Here is a 14506-nt window from a genome sequence, read left to right as displayed (position 1 = left end):
CCTGACGCCAAGGAAAATGGCGATTGCCGAGGCGGTGGTCAAGGCTAATCTTCGTGAGCGGATTGCAATGCCCGAGCCCCTGCCGAAAGGCCGTCATTTTTCGATTTCGCTTGCAAGGCGGCTGTCGAGTGCCTACCTGAAAGGCATCAACAGCGGGGAGCGGAATGCTCCCTGAACCGACGAAGGAACAGCGCCATGAGCACGACAGGCACCAATCGTTTTCTGGATGAATTCGCAAAGCTGATGACCGATGCGGCAGGCGCGGCGCAGGGCGTGCGCAAGGAAGCGGAGGCCGCCTTCCATGCGCAGGCAGACCGCTGGCTGAACAGTCTCGATGTGGTGCGGCGCGAGGAATTCGACGCGGTGCGCGAAATGGCCATCAAGGCGCGTGACGAAAACGACGCGCTGCGTGCGCGCATCGAGGCTCTGGAAGCAAAGCTTTCTGCCACTAACAACTGATTTTTTAAGCGCTTTTTCCTGATGGGTCCCGGATCGCCTGCGATACCGGGACTTTTTGTTTGTGGAGTGATGCAACCCGGAATGGTTCCCGGTTGTCCAAATATGCCTGCGCCCGCGAATTTTTTGAGGCCTGTGGACACTTCCAAAAAACGCAATTGCCAGAGTCGTTTATGTATCTCGCCTGAGGTGATGGGGGAGAAGATATCCACTGCTCAAAAAGCAAAAATGGCGACCGAGGGGTGGCAGCAGGACTCGGCCATTATACACTGATTTTAAATGATGATTCGAAACGAACCTGGTAAGCTCCAGACAGGGTGAATGTGTAACTCTTATGGTGTCGGGCAATCGTCTCAAGTGTTGAATCCGGTTTGTGTGTGCGTTTTGTGCCCGGCGTTCAAAACAGAACATTCAGTACTGGCTGAGAAGGTGCCGCATGAGCCTGATGGAATTTGAAATTGAGCGTCAGTCCAATCCAGTGGACATGATCGAGATTGTCGCCGCCTCGAACGACTGGTCGTTCGAGCGTTCCGGCGAAGACGAGATCGCCATGACGGTGGCTGGTCACTGGGCCGATTACCACGTTTCCTTCTCCTGGATGGAGGAATTCGAGGCGCTGCATCTTGCCTGCGCCTTCGACATCAAGGTACCCGATCAGCGCGTCAACGAAGTCATTCGCCTGCTGTCGCAGGTCAATGGTCAGGTCTTGATGGGTCATTTCGATCTGTGGCGGCAGGAAGACGTCGTGATCTTCCGCCAGTCCCTGCTTCTGGCAGGCGGCGCCGAACCGAACAATCAGCAGGTTGAAGTGCTGCTTTCCAGCGCGCTGGAGGCTTGCGAACAATATTACCAGGCATTCCAGTTCGTCGTCTGGTCGGGGCTGGATGCGAAAAGTGCAATCGAAGCGGTCATGTTCGAGACCGTCGGAGAAGCTTGAAGATGGTGTACAAGGCTTCCGGTCCGCTTGTCCTCGTAGGCGCGGGCAATATGGGCGGCGCTCTGCTTTCGGGCTGGCTGAAAAAGGGCGTGCCGGGATCCCAGGTCATTGTCATCGATCCTCGCCCTTCCGATGCCATGCGGACGACGATTGCCGAAGCCGGTGCCACCCATAAGGAAAGCGTGCCTGAGGGCGTCAAGGCCGGCATCCTGTTCGTGGCCGTAAAGCCGCAGATGATGGACGCCGTGCTGCCGTCTCTGAAACCTCTGCTGGGGCCGGATACGGTCGTCGTGTCGATCGCAGCCGGTACCACAATCGGTACTTTCGTCGCGCATTTCGGCCCGGTTGCCGCCGTGCGGGCCATGCCCAACACGCCGGCCATGGTCGGTCGCGGTGTGACCGGGGCCTATGCGAACGAACTGGTGACGCCGGAGCTTAAAATCGTGGTGGATGGATTGCTGAAGGTCAGCGGTCCGGTCGAATGGGTGGAAACCGAAGGCGATATCGACGCGGTGACCGCCGTTTCAGGAAGCGGCCCTGCCTATGTATTCTATCTGGTGGAATGCATGGCGGAAGCCGGTCGCAAGGCTGGTCTGCCGGCGGATGTGGCCATGCGTCTGGCGCGCGAAACCGTGGCCGGTGCGGGCGAACTGCTGCACCAGTCTTCCGATGAGGCCGCGCGGCTGCGCCAGAACGTGACATCACCGGGCGGCACCACGGCGGCGGCGCTTTCCGTGCTGATGGCCGAAGACGGCATGCAGCCCTTGTTCGACAAGGCTGTTGCTGCCGCAAAAACACGCGCTGAAGAACTGGCGGGTTGAAGGGGCAGGGCATGAGCGGTGAAATTTCCTATGCCGATTTCGAGAAGGTCGATATTCGTGTCGGCACAATCGTCGAGGCAGAGCCTTTTCCCGAAGCGCGCAAGCCGGCGATCAAGGTGAAGATCGATTTCGGTCCGGAAATCGGCATCAAGAAATCTTCCGCGCAGATCACGGTGCATTATACGCCGGAAAGCCTGATTGGCCGGCAGGTGCTGGGGGTGGTGAATTTTCCGCCACGCCAGATCGGCCCGTTCCGCTCAGAGGTTTTGACGCTGGGTTTTGCCGATGGCAATGGCGACATCGTTCTTGCCGCCGTCGAGCAGCCGGTGCCGAACGGCGAGAAAATGTGCTGAGACAGCACAATAGCACGCAACACAGATATTACACAGACGGGGTTTTCTTCGGCCATTCCGGCCTTGAACCGGAGTGACGAAAATGGGCGAAGAGGTAAACCGCGTGAGCGTTTTGCTTCGCTTCTCTACGCCGGAATTTTGACGATTACCCGCAATCCGCCCATCGGGCTTTCATCCAGCGACACGTCGCCGCCATGGCCGCGGGCGATGTCGCGCACGATGGAGAGGCCAAGTCCCGTTCCCGAGGCATTGAGGTTGCGCGCTTCATCCAGCCGGAAGAAGGGCTTGAAAACATCCTCCCGTGACGCTTCCGGAATGCCCGGCCCATCATCATCGAAGGTCATGATGATCGAGCGCGGCGCCCTGCGTATGTCGATATGGAGATTGCTGGCGTAACGGCGTGCATTCTCCGCCAGGTTGGCAACAAGGCGGGAGAGGGCATTCGGCCGCGCGATGATGTTTTCGACGTTATAGAGCTCGTAGCTGAATTTCTTGCCGTGAAGCTCGAAATCATGGCCGATCTTTTCCAGAAGCGCTGGAAGTTCGAGCGTGCCGACATCCTCCTCGACATCTGTACGGGCAAAGGTGAGATAGGCCTCCAGCATCGACTGCATGTCCTCGACATCCTTGTCGAGGCCCTCGAGGTCGGGATTATCGCCTGCCAAAGCCAGTTGCAGCTTGAAACGGGTGAGGATGGTGCGCAGGTCATGGCTGACGCCGTTCAGCATCGCCGTTCGCTGTTCCATCTGCCGCTCGATGCGTTCACGCATCAATATGAAGGCAAGGCCCGCCCGCCGGACCTCGTCTGCGCCGCGCGGTGAATAGGCGCTGACCTTCTGGCCCCTGCCGAAATTCTCGGCCGCCTTGGCCAGCGCTTCGATGGGCTTGATTTGCCCGCGCAGGAACAGGATGGAAATGGCGATCAGGACCAGCGATGCGCCGACCATCCAGACGAGGAAGATATGGGTGTTGGAGGCATAGGCAGCACTGCGGCTGGTAAAGACGCGCAGGGTCTTGTCTTCCAGCTGGACGCGGATCTCGACCAGCGAACCGTTGCCATAGGTATCGATCCAGAACGGTCTGCCGATCTGCTGGGTCAGTTGATTGGCGAGGATTGTATCCAGGATGGAAAACAGCGGCTCGGGTCTCGGAGCCGGCAGATCCGCCTTCGGTTCGATATAGACGCTGAGATCCAGTCTTTCGCGCGCGATGCGGATGACGCGCTGATAATCGTCTTCTTCCGGATCGGTTTGCAGAAGCTCGATGATCGCGGCGATATCGCGCGTCACCGCGGCGGAGAGGCGTTCTGTCACAAGCTGCCAGTGACGCTCCATGAAGACGGCCGCGACCACGGCCTGAAGCAGGATCATCGGCAGGATAATGATCAGCAGCGAACGCGTGTAAAGCCCGGTCGGCAGCCAATGACGCAGCCATCTGCCGGACAGGCGCCACGCTTTCGCTATGCCGCTTTTCCTGACCGTGCTGAGAAAATCGAGGCTCGCCATGCCGTCAGCCCGCCTTTCGTTTGGTGCTCGTCAGTCCACGCTCAGGCGGTAGCCGATGCCGCGCACAGTTTGCAGATAGACCGGGTTTGCAGGGTCGTCCTCGATCTTGCGGCGAAGACGGTTGATCTGCACGTCGATGGTTCTTTCACCCACTTCCGACTCCGCCTCGACCAGTTCATGCCGTGGAATGGTGTCACCGGCGCGGAGCGCAAAAAGCAGCATGATCTCCTGTTCGCGGTCCGTCAGGCGGATGGTTTCCGGGCCACGCCGCAATTCCTTTTTGGGAATGGAGAAGCTGTAGGGGCCGAACATGATCTGTTCGATCTTGGGCGTATCGGGCGAGGTGTTGCGCCGCAGGATGTTGTTGATGCGCAGGACCAGTTCACGGGGATCGAAGGGCTTGGCGAGATAATCATCCGCGCCTGCCTCCAGTCCCGCGATGCGGGAATCCGCTTCCGAGCGGGCTGTCAGAAGAATGACCGGTACGGATTTGTTTTCGTTCAGCGAGCGGGTCAGTGACAGCCCGTTTTCCCCCGGCATCATCACATCGAGGATGAGCAGGTCGAAACGGATGCCCATCATCTTGCGCCGGGCTTCGGCGGCATCCGCCGCAACGGAGATGCGGTATCCCTTGTCGCCGAGAAAACGCTGCAGGAGATCGCGGATGCGGGCGTCGTCATCGACGATCAGGAGGTGAGCGGCGTCGTCATCAGCCGGCGGGCGTTTTGTCTGTGCTGTCGCCATTGTCAATCGCCTTCCCCTGGTACCGGGCTTCGCATCTGCGCCAGGAACTTGCGCACGCAGGCGCGGGCCTCGGGTCCAAGCCCTTCCAGCGCCCGGTCGATGCGGCGCGATTGCGGCTCGCTCAGCGCCAGAGCCAGTTCGCGGCCCGTCAGCGTCGGATAGAGCCTGCGCTGGCGACGGTCTTCCGGGCCTGCCATCTGGCGGATGTAACCGTCGTCGATCAGTTGTTTCAGCACGCGGGCAAGGCTTTGCTTGGTGATCTGCAGTGTGTCGAGCAAATCCGCCACCGTCATGCCGGGCTGTCTGCTGACGAAATAGACCACCCGGTGATGCGCCCGGCCATATTCCAGTTTCGACAGAATGACGTCGGGATCGGAGACGAAATCGCGATAGGCGAAGAACAGCGCCTCGATCGTGTCGAAGTCAATCTTGCCGTCGTCAACCTTCGGGAGTGCCGGTGTCTGCCTGGTGGCTGCGGTTTTGAGCGATTGCGGTGGCACTGCGGTTCCTTCATATTCTGCGGCTGACATGCGTCGATGCGCCAATATTCTGTAAACATAGCCGAAAATGCGTCCGCTCGGGAGAATGCCGCCGATCATTTTCTGTTGCGGTGGATAATATGCTGCGGGTGCAGGTGCAACTGGAATCCTGAGCGGCCTACCGGAAATAGAAAAGAGCGCGGAAAGCCCGCGCTCTTCATTGGTTGGATACCATCTATCCGGCTTCGTGAGTGCCGGCCGGTTCTACTGATAGACGTAGACGATCCGGTGCGTTGATGGTTCGACCAGAACCGGCACGTCGTTCACCCGGACATAACGATACTGGTAGTCGGGGACTTCGACCAGCCGGGTGTCGGAGGGCAGGGTCGTGCCGACGACGACGTCGCCATCGAAGGTGACGGTGTCCGCAGGGTGCTCGTCCATATAGGTGATGACGGCTTCGGGCGGGGTAATGTCCACATCGCCAACACGGCCGAGGTTCGGGTCGCCGGGATTGGGTTCCGCCTGCACGCTCGAGGTTTTCTCATATGTCACGACCGGCACGCTGAGTTCCGAGCGGCGCTGTTCGAGAACGACGGGCGAGCCCTCATACATGACATTCAGATAATCGGCATGGGCCCAGCCGCGCAGGCCGTTGACTTCGATGCGGCACCAGCTGCTGCCTTCCATGCAGCCGTCCAGAACCGCATTGCTGCCACGGGTGGCAAGGCCGAGTTCGGGATAGTCTTCACCCGGGCCTGAGCGAACGGAAATATCCGATGCGGTGGTGGCGACCATGGCGGCGTTTGCATAACCGGCCATGAGGGCGAAAGCGCCGCCAGCCATGAGCATTTTAAGCGTCTTGTCCATGTGTCTCACTCCTTTTAAGACTGGAGCTACAACGTCGAAGCCACTCGCGCGTTCCACGTTTTTCGTCGGAAACTCATCAAAGCATCCTGGGAATTTCCGGTATATAATTGAATTATATTAATATTTTTGGAGAGATAAAGGTTGCTGGAAAGCAATGGGTTTCCGTCGCCATTGTGCCGAAACCAGCCGCAGGCTATAGGAAGCAGGATTTGTCAGACAAGGAGATGCGAGAAATGGGAAAGTTGCAGGCGGGCATTATTCCGGTCACCCCGTTCGAACAGAACTGCACCATTCTCTTCGATCAGGATACCAAGGAAGGGGTCGTGGTTGATCCCGGCGGGGACGTGGACGTTATCCTTCAGGTGGTCTCCGAAAACGGCATCACCCTCAAGGAAATCTGGCTGACGCACGGGCATCTCGACCATGCCGGCGGCGCCGATGAATTGCGTGAAAAGCTCTCCTTGCCGGTGATCGGTCCGCATGAGGACGATCGACCGCTGCTCGAGAGGGTCGAGGCGCAGGCCGAAAAATACGGCATCAGCGGCCTTCGCAATGTTTTGCCGGACCAATGGCTGAAAGAGGGCGACAAGGTTTCCTTCGGCGATCATGTGTTCGAGGTCTATCATTGCCCGGGTCACGCTCCGGGCCACGTCATCTATTACAATCGCGACCAGCAATTTGCCCATGTCGGTGACGTGCTGTTTGCGGGATCGGTCGGCCGCACGGATCTGCCGGGTGGAAACCATGAGCAATTGATGGCATCCATTCGCGACAAGCTGCTGCCGCTCGGCGATGATGTCGGTTTTATCTGCGGGCATGGGCCGGGCGGGCGGCTGGGTGAGGAGAGGCGCACCAATCCCTATCTCAAGGGTATCTGAGTTACGGCATCTTGGTGCCTGTCAGCTGCGCGCAAAAAAACCCGGCATTCCTGCCGGGCTTCAACTAGAAAAGAAAGCCGTTTTAGGGTCAGCCAGCAATCTGCAGATTGACTGCCTTCGGGCCCTTGCCGCGACGATCCGGTTCCGTGTCGAAGCTCACTTTCTGATTTTCTGAAAGTCCGGACAGGCCGGAAGCCTGTACAGCAGAGATGTGAACAAAGATATCAGCGCCACCATTGTCTGGCTTGATGAAGCCGAAGCCTTTGTCTGTATTGAAGAATTTTACGGTGCCAGTTTCGGCCATGCATCAGGTCCTTTTCGCTCTGCCCGCGTTCAGCTACAGGCAGCATTACAGTTTTGCCCCGCGAGGGCGTTGGCAGGCAGTTCTTGACTATTGAGAAAAAGGACCTTCACAGCGGGAAGTAATGGCGTTCTCATCCAACGTTTTTCGTCCCACCGCCCGAGGTTTATAGCGTCCCCAGTGCGCAAATTTATAGGCCTTCCCATGCTCGCAAATTGCCCGAACCGCGGTAGAGTGATGCGTTTATTTAAAATTGGCAAGCAAAAGTTTTCACGGGCTTTTTGTCAGATAAAAAACCTGCGGTAGAATTACTGCGTGGAATCGCATATTTTTTCCGCATAATCGATTGTTGATGAAATAATTGCCGTTCACCTTTGGTTTTCCCGGCAAGATTTGAATATCCAGCCTCGATTTTTCAGCGAATGAGAAAAATACGTTCTTTTGGCGTCACGCCGTTCCAGCCATGGATTTTTGCCGCTTTCGCGTCAGTTCCGGCACCAGTTCGACGATCAATATGGCGACGAAAATGATCAGGCAGCCGACATAACCTGCGTTGGAAATGGTTTCCTTCAGGAAAACCGAGGCCAGCAAAGCGCCGAAAAGCGCCTCCGAGGACAGGAATATCGCCGCCTGCGGCGCCGTCGTGTAACGCTGGCCGATGACCTGCAGCACAAAGGCGAGGCCGGAGGAAACGAGGCCGACATAGAGAATTTCCGCCAGCGATGCCTCGATGGATGCCATGCTGATGGGTTCGAAGACCACCCCGATCATGCAACTCAAAAGGGAGCAAACTGCAAACTGGGTGCAGGAAAGCGCCAGAGGCCGCTCGCTTTCGGAGACGAAACGGCCGGCGAGCGTGATCTGGATCGCCCAGAAGAAGGCGCAGATGATGCTGAGAATATCGCCGCGCGTCAGCGTTTCGAACGCGCCGCCGGAGAGCAGGAAAATGCCACCCAGCATCATCAGGGCGCAGGGCCAGACGATCCAGTGGGGGTGGCGCCGGTAAAGGACGACGGCGATGACCGGAACGAAGATGACGTAAAGCCCGGTCAGGAAGCTGGAATTGGTGACGGTCGTGGTCAAAAGCCCGACCTGCTGGGTGGTGGCGCCGCCGAACAGCGCGAGGCCCACGAGAATGAAGCTGCCAATCTCCCTGCGGCGCGGCGGCGATTTTTTCGAACGGGTCTCCATCATCGCAAATGGCAAAACGGCGATGGCGGCAATGGCGAAACGCAGGCCGACGAACCAGAACGGGCCGATCGAGGCCATGGCGGAGGACTGGGCGACGAAACCACCTCCCCAGATCGCTGCGGCGAGCAGAAGCAGCATATTGGCCTGAATACGCGTCATGATTGGCACCAGCACAGCAGGGGCCGGAAGATCATTCAGTCACGGCCTTGGAAATTCGGGGATTTTTTGAAATGTCTATCCGACGGTTTCGCTGGTGCTTTAGCAGCAAGCTGCCGATGCCGCAAGTCAGGGGAGATGGCCGTAGCGGGTGCGGGAGCTGATGCCGCCCTTTATGGTGGCGGCCTATTTGAAGCGGCGGGCTTCATCCTTCAGGCTTCGCCGGGTGAGTGTCAGGCCGCCTATGCCGAGGCCGATGAAGGCTGCGGCCGACAGAATCATAAGCAGCATGTGAGGACCGGCCTGCGATGTTGTCGCCACCTGCGGGATAGCGGATGTGTGCAGGGTATCGACCGCCTGAGCCGCTGCATTTGCCGAGGTTGCAATGCCGGCTGCCATGGTGACAATGACAAGAAACGCCGCGACCGCCATCCAGAGCGAGAACAGCGTTCTCTGCGCCCTCAACCTTTCAACGGAAGTCCGATCGTTGGTAAACATGGCGATTGCCTCTTGTCCCTGTTCCTGAAGGATAAAAGAGGCTTCGAAATGGACGGCTTGGAGACCGAATTCTGGCGTTCCAGAGTATTTATTGTGGCGATATTGCGGCAAGGCCGATTATGGGGCCGTTGCCGCCGCCAATGGCGTCAGAGGCCACGTTTTCCGAAGGTCCGGGTCTGGCGCAGCGGATGCGCTTCAGGCGTGCGTTCTTCCCGGGAAAATGCCGGTGCGGCCGCGTTCCTGTCCGCTCTCGGCGAAGGGGAAAAATACTCGCTGCCGAGTTCGGGAAAGCGTGCGTCGAATGTTGTCGGCGCGAGCTCGGGTTTCGCCAGAACGTAACCCTGCATCAGCAGGACGCCCAGTTCCTCGCACAGTTCGACCTGCCAGCTGGTTTCCAGCCCTTCGAAGACTGGCTCTATTCCATCGTTGCGGAACTGGCTGACGATGACGCGCAGAAGGGCGGCGCCCGCCGAATTCTGCATGAAATCGCGCACCCAGCCCGCTTCGAATTTCACATAGTCCGGCTTGATGAGTTTCACCCGGTCGATGTCGGAATCGCCGGCGCCGTAGTCGTCCAGCGCCACGCGAAAGCCGATATCATGCATGTGGTAGGCGAAATCGGCGACTATCTGCGTGTCAGACGCCTTTTTCTCGGAGATTTCGCAGACGATGCGGTCCGCCGTCATGCCGGCTTCGTGGGCGGCCAGCCGCATGCGTTCCACCTCCTGCCGCATCTTGGCCGGGGTCTGGAACAGGCCCGGATGGAAATTGACGAAGATGCGGGCGCGGGACCGGTTGAGCCTGCCGGTATTGAGGATGTGGATGGTGCGCAGGATGCTGTCGATATTTTCGATATCGTCAGGCGCCACCAGGGAGAAGAATTCACCCGGCGTCACCGGCTCGCCGTTGCGGTGGGGTCGCACCAGACCTTCGAAGGAATCGATGTCGAGCGCGCCACTTGTCGTTCGGCGAAAAATGGGCTGCAGGGCCGATTTCAGGTTGAAGGGGCTATAGGCCGTGGACCATGTGCCATCGACCTCGCGGACAAGACTGGAAAAGATGCTTTTGGGCGCCATTTTTCAACCAGCTCTAGAGACACGTCCTCTAAGCTCGCGATTGTAGAGCATTAAGCGTTACTTCCGGGTTAAGCAGGGTTTAAATTCTCCGCTATGTCACATATGCCGCTTTTGGCCTTGAAAGAGCGTCTGTCTTTCGACATAGAAAATGCCACAGAAGATGGGATTTTCTGCCTCTGCCGATGTCAACCACAACAGGACCGATTAAAAATGGCCTTCCTTGCCGACATTCTCTCCCGCGTAAAGCCATCCGCCACCATCGCTGTTACCCAGAAAGCCCGTGAGCTTAAAGCGAAGGGCCGTGATGTAATCAGCCTTGGCGCGGGCGAGCCGGATTTCGATACGCCCGAAAACATCAAGGAAGCGGCCATCGACGCCATCAAGCGCGGCGAAACGAAATACACGCCTGTTTCCGGCATTCCGGAACTGCGCAAGGCCATTGCCGACAAGTTCAAGCGCGAAAACGGCCTGGACTACAAGCCGGAGCAGACGATTGTCGGCACGGGCGGCAAACAGATCCTTTTCAACGCCTTCATGGCCACGCTCAACCCGGGTGATGAAGTCGTCATTCCCGCCCCTTACTGGGTCAGCTATCCGGAAATGGTGGCGATCTGCGGCGGTACGCCCGTATTCGTCGACACCACGCTCGAAGACAATTTCAAGCTGAAGCCGGAAGCGCTTGAAAAGGCGATCACGCCGAAGACCAAGTGGTTCGTGTTCAACTCTCCGTCCAACCCCTCGGGTGCTGCCTATTCGCATGACGAGCTGAAGGCGCTGACGGACGTGCTGGTCAAGCATCCGCATGTCTGGGTGCTGACGGACGACATGTATGAGCACCTGACCTATGGCGATTTCAAATTCGTCACGCCGGTCGAAGTGGAGCCTTCGCTCTATGACCGCACGCTGACGATGAACGGCGTCTCCAAGGCCTATGCCATGACCGGCTGGCGTATCGGCTATGCGGCCGGCCCGCTGCCGCTGATCAAGGCCATGGACATGATCCAGGGCCAGCAGACCTCGGGCGCCAGCTCCATCGCGCAATGGGCGGCTGTTGAAGCGCTGAACGGCACGCAGGATTTCATTCCGACCAACAAGAAGATCTTCGAAGGCCGTCGTGACCTCGTCGTCTCCATGCTCAACCAGGCCAAGGGCATCAATTGCCCGGCACCGGAAGGCGCGTTCTACGTCTATCCGTCCTGCGCCGGTATGATCGGCAAGACCGCGCCGTCGGGCAAGGTCATCGAGTCGGATGTGGATTTCGTCTCCGAGCTTCTGGAAGCCGAAGGCGTTGCCGTCGTGCAGGGATCGGCCTTCGGCCTTGGCCCGAACTTCCGCATTTCTTACGCCACGTCGGAAGCGCTGCTGGAAGAGGCCTGCAAACGCATCCAGCGTTTCTGCGCCGATTGCCGCTGATCGGTCGTTGCGATTTTGACGGAAGCCCGGCAGCGACGCCGGGCTTTTTTGTTTCTGATAGATGCCCGCACATTCGACGTCATCCTCGGGCTTGACCCGAGGATCCACAACCCGCGGCGATGGATCTTCGGGTCAAGCCCGAGGATGACGGAGGATAGGTTTCGACGCCTCGGTCATATGCTTGAAATTCCGGCGGCAATGCCTGGCTTCTTTTCGTTTAAAGCCCGAGAAACAGCAGCATGATGAACGTGGCGAAGAGAATGAAATGGGTCATTCCCTCGATCGCGTTGGTTTCACCGTCATTGAGATTGATCGCGGCGGCGATGAGGGTGATGAAGACCATGACGGTCTGAACCGGCGTCATCGCCATGATGAAGGGCTGGCCGGTGTAAAGCGCGATGCCTTCCATGACCGGGACGGTGAGGATGACCGTCGACAATGACGCGCCCATGGCGATATTGACGACGGCCTGCATGCGGTTGCGCAATGCGGACCGGAGGGCGGTCAGGATTTCCGGTGAGGCGGAGATCGTCGCTACCACGACCGCCATCAATGCCGGTGGCGCGCTCGTGCCTTCGAGGCTCTGGCTCAGGAAGGCCGCCATGAATTCCGCCAGAACACCGATCAGCACCACGCCGGCGATGATGAGGCCGATGGAGAGGGAGACGCTGCCTTCTTCCTCCTCATCCGCATGGCTGTCGGACGGTTGGCCGGTCGGGTGCGCCTTGCGGGGATAGGCGTAGCTGAAGAAATAGCTGTGCGGGCCGACCTGCATTTTCAGGAACAGTGCATAGAGCGCGATCATGGCGACGATGGTGAAGGCGGAATAGACATGCCAGCTTTCATCGGGAATGAACTCCGGCACGATCATCGAAATACCCATGGCAGTCAGGATCATGACGCCATAGGTCTTGCCGGAATCGTCATTATAGGGCTGCTCGCCGTGGCGCAGGCCCCCGAGCAGGGCGGCGAGGCCCAGAATGCCGTTGATGTCGATCATCACGGCGGAATAGATCGTGTCGCGCACCAGGGTTGGTGAGCTGGATTCGCTCATGATGATGGCGAGGATCAGCACTTCCACCGCCACCGCCGACAACGTCAGGATCATGGTGCCATAGGGATCGCCGACCTTGGCGGCAAGAATTTCGGCGTGATGGGCAACCCGCATCGACACCAGTATGATCATCCCGATGAGTGCGATGGCGGCTATGAGAGACGCCGTTTTGCCGGCCTCGAATATTGCATGTTCGGCCATATAGGCGACGATTGCCGCCGGTATTGCCAGGAGCAGCATGCGCTCCTGTTTCAGAATAGAACCCGCCATCGATTTCCCTTCCCCGTGCCAGTCCCAGGCTGTGACGTATCGTCTTTCAGATCAAGCAGGATTTGCGCTTGAGTGCTTTTGGTAGGATAGTGGTGTTGCAGGACATGCTGCTCATGCCGTGGTGTCCCCGTCGGATGCAATGCTTGAAACGCGGTTGTGGTTGCCATGTCACCTACCAAAACAGGAGGAACATGCATGACCAAAGTGGTCTATGAAATCGTTGAGCATGACGGAGGCTTCGCCTACCGCATGAACGGCGCTTATTCAGAAACCTTCCCTTCTTATGCCGATGCCGTCGAGGCGGCGCGCATCGTCGCTGCCGAGCAGCAGGTGGGGGGCGATGACGAGGAAATCAGCTATCAGGACGAGCGTGGCCACTGGCATGAGGAATACAGCCAGGGCGGCGACCGGCCGGAAGCAGAGGTGGTCGACAAGACTTCACCCCCCGCCAGACCGTTTTGATGCGTGGAACGGTGCTAGCGCCGTTGCGGCGGAGCGCCCGGATCGGTTTCCTTGAGATGGGCCTTGAGGCCATCGACAAGGGCGCTGAACACGGCACGGCATCGCGGCGAGGTCTTGAGATTTTCGTGCATCGCGACCCAGGTGTGCAGTGGAATGTCGATTTTCGGAAGGACCTGGACGAGACGCGGATCCTTGCGCGCCAGACCGATCTGGCAGACGCCGATGCCTGCACTGGCGCGGATCATGGCAAGCTGGGCGAGGTTGCTGTCGGCGCGGATTTCGAAGGAAATCTCTTCAATATCGGGTATTTCCGGATCGAGCGAACGCATCCGCTGAATAGCCGCCCGGATAAAGGGCGTCTTGCGGTCGAAACCGACCATGCGGTGGTGGTTGAGGTCTTCCATGCTTTCCGGGGCGCCGGCTTTTGCCAGATAATCGCGCGTCGCATGAAATCCCAGACGAAAATTGCCGATGTAGCGCATGACGATCGCATCCTGCTGCGGTTCGGTCATACGAATGGCTATATCGGCCTCACGCCGTAAAAGGTCTTCCAGCGTATCGGAGAGCGAAAGCTCGATTTCAAGCCGCGGATGAACTTCCTGCATGGCTGCGATGATCGGCGGCAGCATTTCCACACCGATAATATCCGATGCGCTGATACGCACGGTGCCTTCGATCTTGCCCACCTCGCCCGAGGCCGCGCGCATGAGGGCTGCGGTCGTCGCTGCCAGATTTTCCGCATAGGGCCGCAGTGCCAGCGCTGCTTCCGTCGGCATCAGGCCGTGCGGCGAGCGGATGAAGAGCGGAAAGCCGACAGCCTCTTCCAGCGCGCCGATATGGCGTCCCGCCGTCGGCTGGGTGATGCCGAGTTCGCGGGCGGCGGCGGAAAGCGAACCGTCGCTTAGCACGCTGAGGAAGGTGCGATAGAAATCCCAGCTGATGTCACGGCTTCTGGTCATAATATTTTGTATAGCCGCTCCACTGATTTCGATAATTTCGTATACCGCGGAACGGGACGATACTCCAGCCCATAACAAGGAGT

The 14506-nt window shown here is 58.5% G+C and carries 18 protein-coding genes; 8 read left to right on the top strand and 10 right to left on the bottom strand.

The features are described from left to right. Positions 1 to 16 precede the first annotated feature (16 nt). The 5 genes from OK142_RS11500 (at position 17) to OK142_RS11480 (ending at position 2567) form a co-directional block, all read left to right on the top strand. Positions 17 to 175, top strand: coding sequence for a hypothetical protein (locus tag OK142_RS11500; protein ID WP_003494678.1), 159 nt, complete (start codon positions 17 to 19; stop codon positions 173 to 175). A 20-nt stretch (positions 176 to 195) separates the two neighbouring features. Beyond that, positions 196 to 459, top strand: a complete 264-nt coding sequence (locus OK142_RS11495; protein ID WP_216330051.1) for an accessory factor UbiK family protein — start codon at positions 196 to 198, stop codon at positions 457 to 459. Positions 460 to 892: 433 nt separating this feature from the next. Beyond that, positions 893 to 1393, top strand: a complete 501-nt coding sequence (locus tag OK142_RS11490) for a type III secretion system chaperone family protein (RefSeq protein ID WP_003494682.1) — start codon at positions 893 to 895, stop codon at positions 1391 to 1393. A 2-nt stretch (positions 1394 to 1395) separates the two neighbouring features. Next, the gene (gene proC, locus OK142_RS11485) at positions 1396 to 2214 is read left to right on the top strand and encodes a pyrroline-5-carboxylate reductase (protein ID WP_082182704.1); all 819 of its coding nucleotides are present in this window, start codon (positions 1396 to 1398) and stop codon (positions 2212 to 2214) included. An 11-nt stretch (positions 2215 to 2225) separates the two neighbouring features. Continuing rightward, positions 2226 to 2567: a tRNA-binding protein gene (locus OK142_RS11480; RefSeq protein ID WP_035242149.1), complete on the top strand. Its 342-nt coding sequence runs from the start codon at positions 2226 to 2228 to the stop codon at positions 2565 to 2567. Between the two features lie 125 nt (positions 2568 to 2692). Here the strand turns inward: OK142_RS11480 and OK142_RS11475 are convergent, their stop codons facing one another. The 4 genes from OK142_RS11475 to OK142_RS11460 form a co-directional block, all read right to left on the bottom strand. Continuing rightward, positions 2693 to 4072, bottom strand: coding sequence for an ATP-binding protein (locus OK142_RS11475; protein WP_003494688.1), 1380 nt, complete (start codon positions 4070 to 4072; stop codon positions 2693 to 2695). 30 nt (positions 4073 to 4102) lie between these two features. Then, a complete protein-coding gene (locus tag OK142_RS11470) occupies positions 4103 to 4816 on the bottom strand; it encodes a response regulator (RefSeq protein ID WP_003494691.1) in 714 nt (237 codons plus the stop codon). Positions 4817 to 4818: 2 nt separating this feature from the next. Continuing rightward, a complete protein-coding gene (locus tag OK142_RS11465; protein WP_035242756.1) occupies positions 4819 to 5346 on the bottom strand; it encodes a MarR family winged helix-turn-helix transcriptional regulator in 528 nt (175 codons plus the stop codon). Positions 5347 to 5559: 213 nt separating this feature from the next. After that, complete coding sequence (locus OK142_RS11460) at positions 5560 to 6165, bottom strand: DUF1236 domain-containing protein (RefSeq protein WP_003494694.1); 606 nt, start codon at positions 6163 to 6165, stop codon at positions 5560 to 5562. 233 nt (positions 6166 to 6398) lie between these two features. On the opposite strand from OK142_RS11460, the gene OK142_RS11455 reads away from it, so the two are divergent. Continuing rightward, positions 6399 to 7043 (top strand): MBL fold metallo-hydrolase, encoded by a 645-nt coding sequence (locus OK142_RS11455; RefSeq protein WP_035242151.1) that lies wholly within the window; start codon positions 6399 to 6401, stop codon positions 7041 to 7043. 88 nt (positions 7044 to 7131) lie between these two features. Here the strand turns inward: OK142_RS11455 and OK142_RS11450 are convergent, their stop codons facing one another. The 4 genes from OK142_RS11450 to OK142_RS11435 form a co-directional block, all read right to left on the bottom strand. Next, positions 7132 to 7347: a cold-shock protein gene (locus OK142_RS11450; protein WP_003494703.1), complete on the bottom strand. Its 216-nt coding sequence runs from the start codon at positions 7345 to 7347 to the stop codon at positions 7132 to 7134. Between the two features lie 444 nt (positions 7348 to 7791). Then, a complete protein-coding gene (locus OK142_RS11445; RefSeq protein WP_082182702.1) occupies positions 7792 to 8694 on the bottom strand; it encodes a DMT family transporter in 903 nt (300 codons plus the stop codon). A gap of 183 nt (positions 8695 to 8877) precedes the next feature. Further along, positions 8878 to 9189 carry a hypothetical protein gene (locus OK142_RS11440; protein WP_080600265.1) on the bottom strand — a complete coding sequence of 104 codons (312 nt, stop codon included), beginning with the start codon at positions 9187 to 9189 and terminating at the stop codon, positions 8878 to 8880. Between the two features lie 146 nt (positions 9190 to 9335). Beyond that, positions 9336 to 10265, bottom strand: coding sequence for an EAL domain-containing protein (locus OK142_RS11435; protein ID WP_498682819.1), 930 nt, complete (start codon positions 10263 to 10265; stop codon positions 9336 to 9338). Between the two features lie 210 nt (positions 10266 to 10475). On the opposite strand from OK142_RS11435, the gene OK142_RS11430 reads away from it, so the two are divergent. Then, positions 10476 to 11678, top strand: coding sequence for a pyridoxal phosphate-dependent aminotransferase (locus OK142_RS11430; protein WP_004430390.1), 1203 nt, complete (start codon positions 10476 to 10478; stop codon positions 11676 to 11678). Between the two features lie 217 nt (positions 11679 to 11895). Here OK142_RS11430 and OK142_RS11425 read toward each other — a convergent pair whose 3' ends face one another. Further along, positions 11896 to 13002 carry a calcium:cation antiporter gene (locus OK142_RS11425; RefSeq protein WP_137038011.1) on the bottom strand — a complete coding sequence of 369 codons (1107 nt, stop codon included), beginning with the start codon at positions 13000 to 13002 and terminating at the stop codon, positions 11896 to 11898. A gap of 195 nt (positions 13003 to 13197) precedes the next feature. Here OK142_RS11425 and OK142_RS11420 point away from each other — a divergent pair, with 195 nt between their 5' ends. Further along, positions 13198 to 13464 carry a DUF2188 domain-containing protein gene (locus tag OK142_RS11420; protein ID WP_003494712.1) on the top strand — a complete coding sequence of 89 codons (267 nt, stop codon included), beginning with the start codon at positions 13198 to 13200 and terminating at the stop codon, positions 13462 to 13464. Positions 13465 to 13478: 14 nt separating this feature from the next. On the opposite strand, the gene OK142_RS11415 is transcribed toward OK142_RS11420, so the two are convergent. Further along, complete coding sequence (locus OK142_RS11415) at positions 13479 to 14423, bottom strand: LysR family transcriptional regulator (protein ID WP_003494713.1); 945 nt, start codon at positions 14421 to 14423, stop codon at positions 13479 to 13481. Positions 14424 to 14506 lie beyond the last annotated feature (83 nt).

This window comes from Agrobacterium sp. BT-220-3 (assembly GCF_025910175.1).
Lineage (GTDB): Bacteria > Pseudomonadota > Alphaproteobacteria > Rhizobiales > Rhizobiaceae > Agrobacterium > Agrobacterium oryzihabitans.
Note: the sequence above shows the minus strand (reverse complement) of the source record. Positions and strands in the feature narration are given on the sequence as shown.

Bases quoted from the DNA above. Each gene is read 5' to 3' on its own strand.
- OK142_RS11500 (WP_003494678.1), top strand. From the start codon at position 17: ATGGCGATTGCCGAGGCGGTGGTCAAGGCTAATCTTCGTGAGCGGATT.
- OK142_RS11495 (WP_216330051.1), top strand. From the start codon at position 196: ATGAGCACGACAGGCACCAATCGTTTTCTGGATGAATTCGCAAAGCTG.
- OK142_RS11490 (WP_003494682.1), top strand. From the start codon at position 893: ATGAGCCTGATGGAATTTGAAATTGAGCGTCAGTCCAATCCAGTGGAC.
- proC (WP_082182704.1), top strand. From the start codon at position 1,396: ATGGTGTACAAGGCTTCCGGTCCGCTTGTCCTCGTAGGCGCGGGCAAT.
- OK142_RS11480 (WP_035242149.1), top strand. From the start codon at position 2,226: ATGAGCGGTGAAATTTCCTATGCCGATTTCGAGAAGGTCGATATTCGT.
- OK142_RS11475 (WP_003494688.1), bottom strand. From the start codon at position 4,072: ATGGCGAGCCTCGATTTTCTCAGCACGGTCAGGAAAAGCGGCATAGCG.
- OK142_RS11470 (WP_003494691.1), bottom strand. From the start codon at position 4,816: ATGGCGACAGCACAGACAAAACGCCCGCCGGCTGATGACGACGCCGCT.
- OK142_RS11465 (WP_035242756.1), bottom strand. From the start codon at position 5,346: ATGTCAGCCGCAGAATATGAAGGAACCGCAGTGCCACCGCAATCGCTC.
- OK142_RS11460 (WP_003494694.1), bottom strand. From the start codon at position 6,165: ATGGACAAGACGCTTAAAATGCTCATGGCTGGCGGCGCTTTCGCCCTC.
- OK142_RS11455 (WP_035242151.1), top strand. From the start codon at position 6,399: ATGGGAAAGTTGCAGGCGGGCATTATTCCGGTCACCCCGTTCGAACAG.
- OK142_RS11450 (WP_003494703.1), bottom strand. From the start codon at position 7,347: ATGGCCGAAACTGGCACCGTAAAATTCTTCAATACAGACAAAGGCTTC.
- OK142_RS11445 (WP_082182702.1), bottom strand. From the start codon at position 8,694: ATGACGCGTATTCAGGCCAATATGCTGCTTCTGCTCGCCGCAGCGATC.
- OK142_RS11440 (WP_080600265.1), bottom strand. From the start codon at position 9,189: ATGTTTACCAACGATCGGACTTCCGTTGAAAGGTTGAGGGCGCAGAGA.
- OK142_RS11435 (WP_498682819.1), bottom strand. From the start codon at position 10,265: ATGGCGCCCAAAAGCATCTTTTCCAGTCTTGTCCGCGAGGTCGATGGC.
- OK142_RS11430 (WP_004430390.1), top strand. From the start codon at position 10,476: ATGGCCTTCCTTGCCGACATTCTCTCCCGCGTAAAGCCATCCGCCACC.
- OK142_RS11425 (WP_137038011.1), bottom strand. From the start codon at position 13,002: ATGGCGGGTTCTATTCTGAAACAGGAGCGCATGCTGCTCCTGGCAATA.
- OK142_RS11420 (WP_003494712.1), top strand. From the start codon at position 13,198: ATGACCAAAGTGGTCTATGAAATCGTTGAGCATGACGGAGGCTTCGCC.
- OK142_RS11415 (WP_003494713.1), bottom strand. From the start codon at position 14,423: ATGACCAGAAGCCGTGACATCAGCTGGGATTTCTATCGCACCTTCCTC.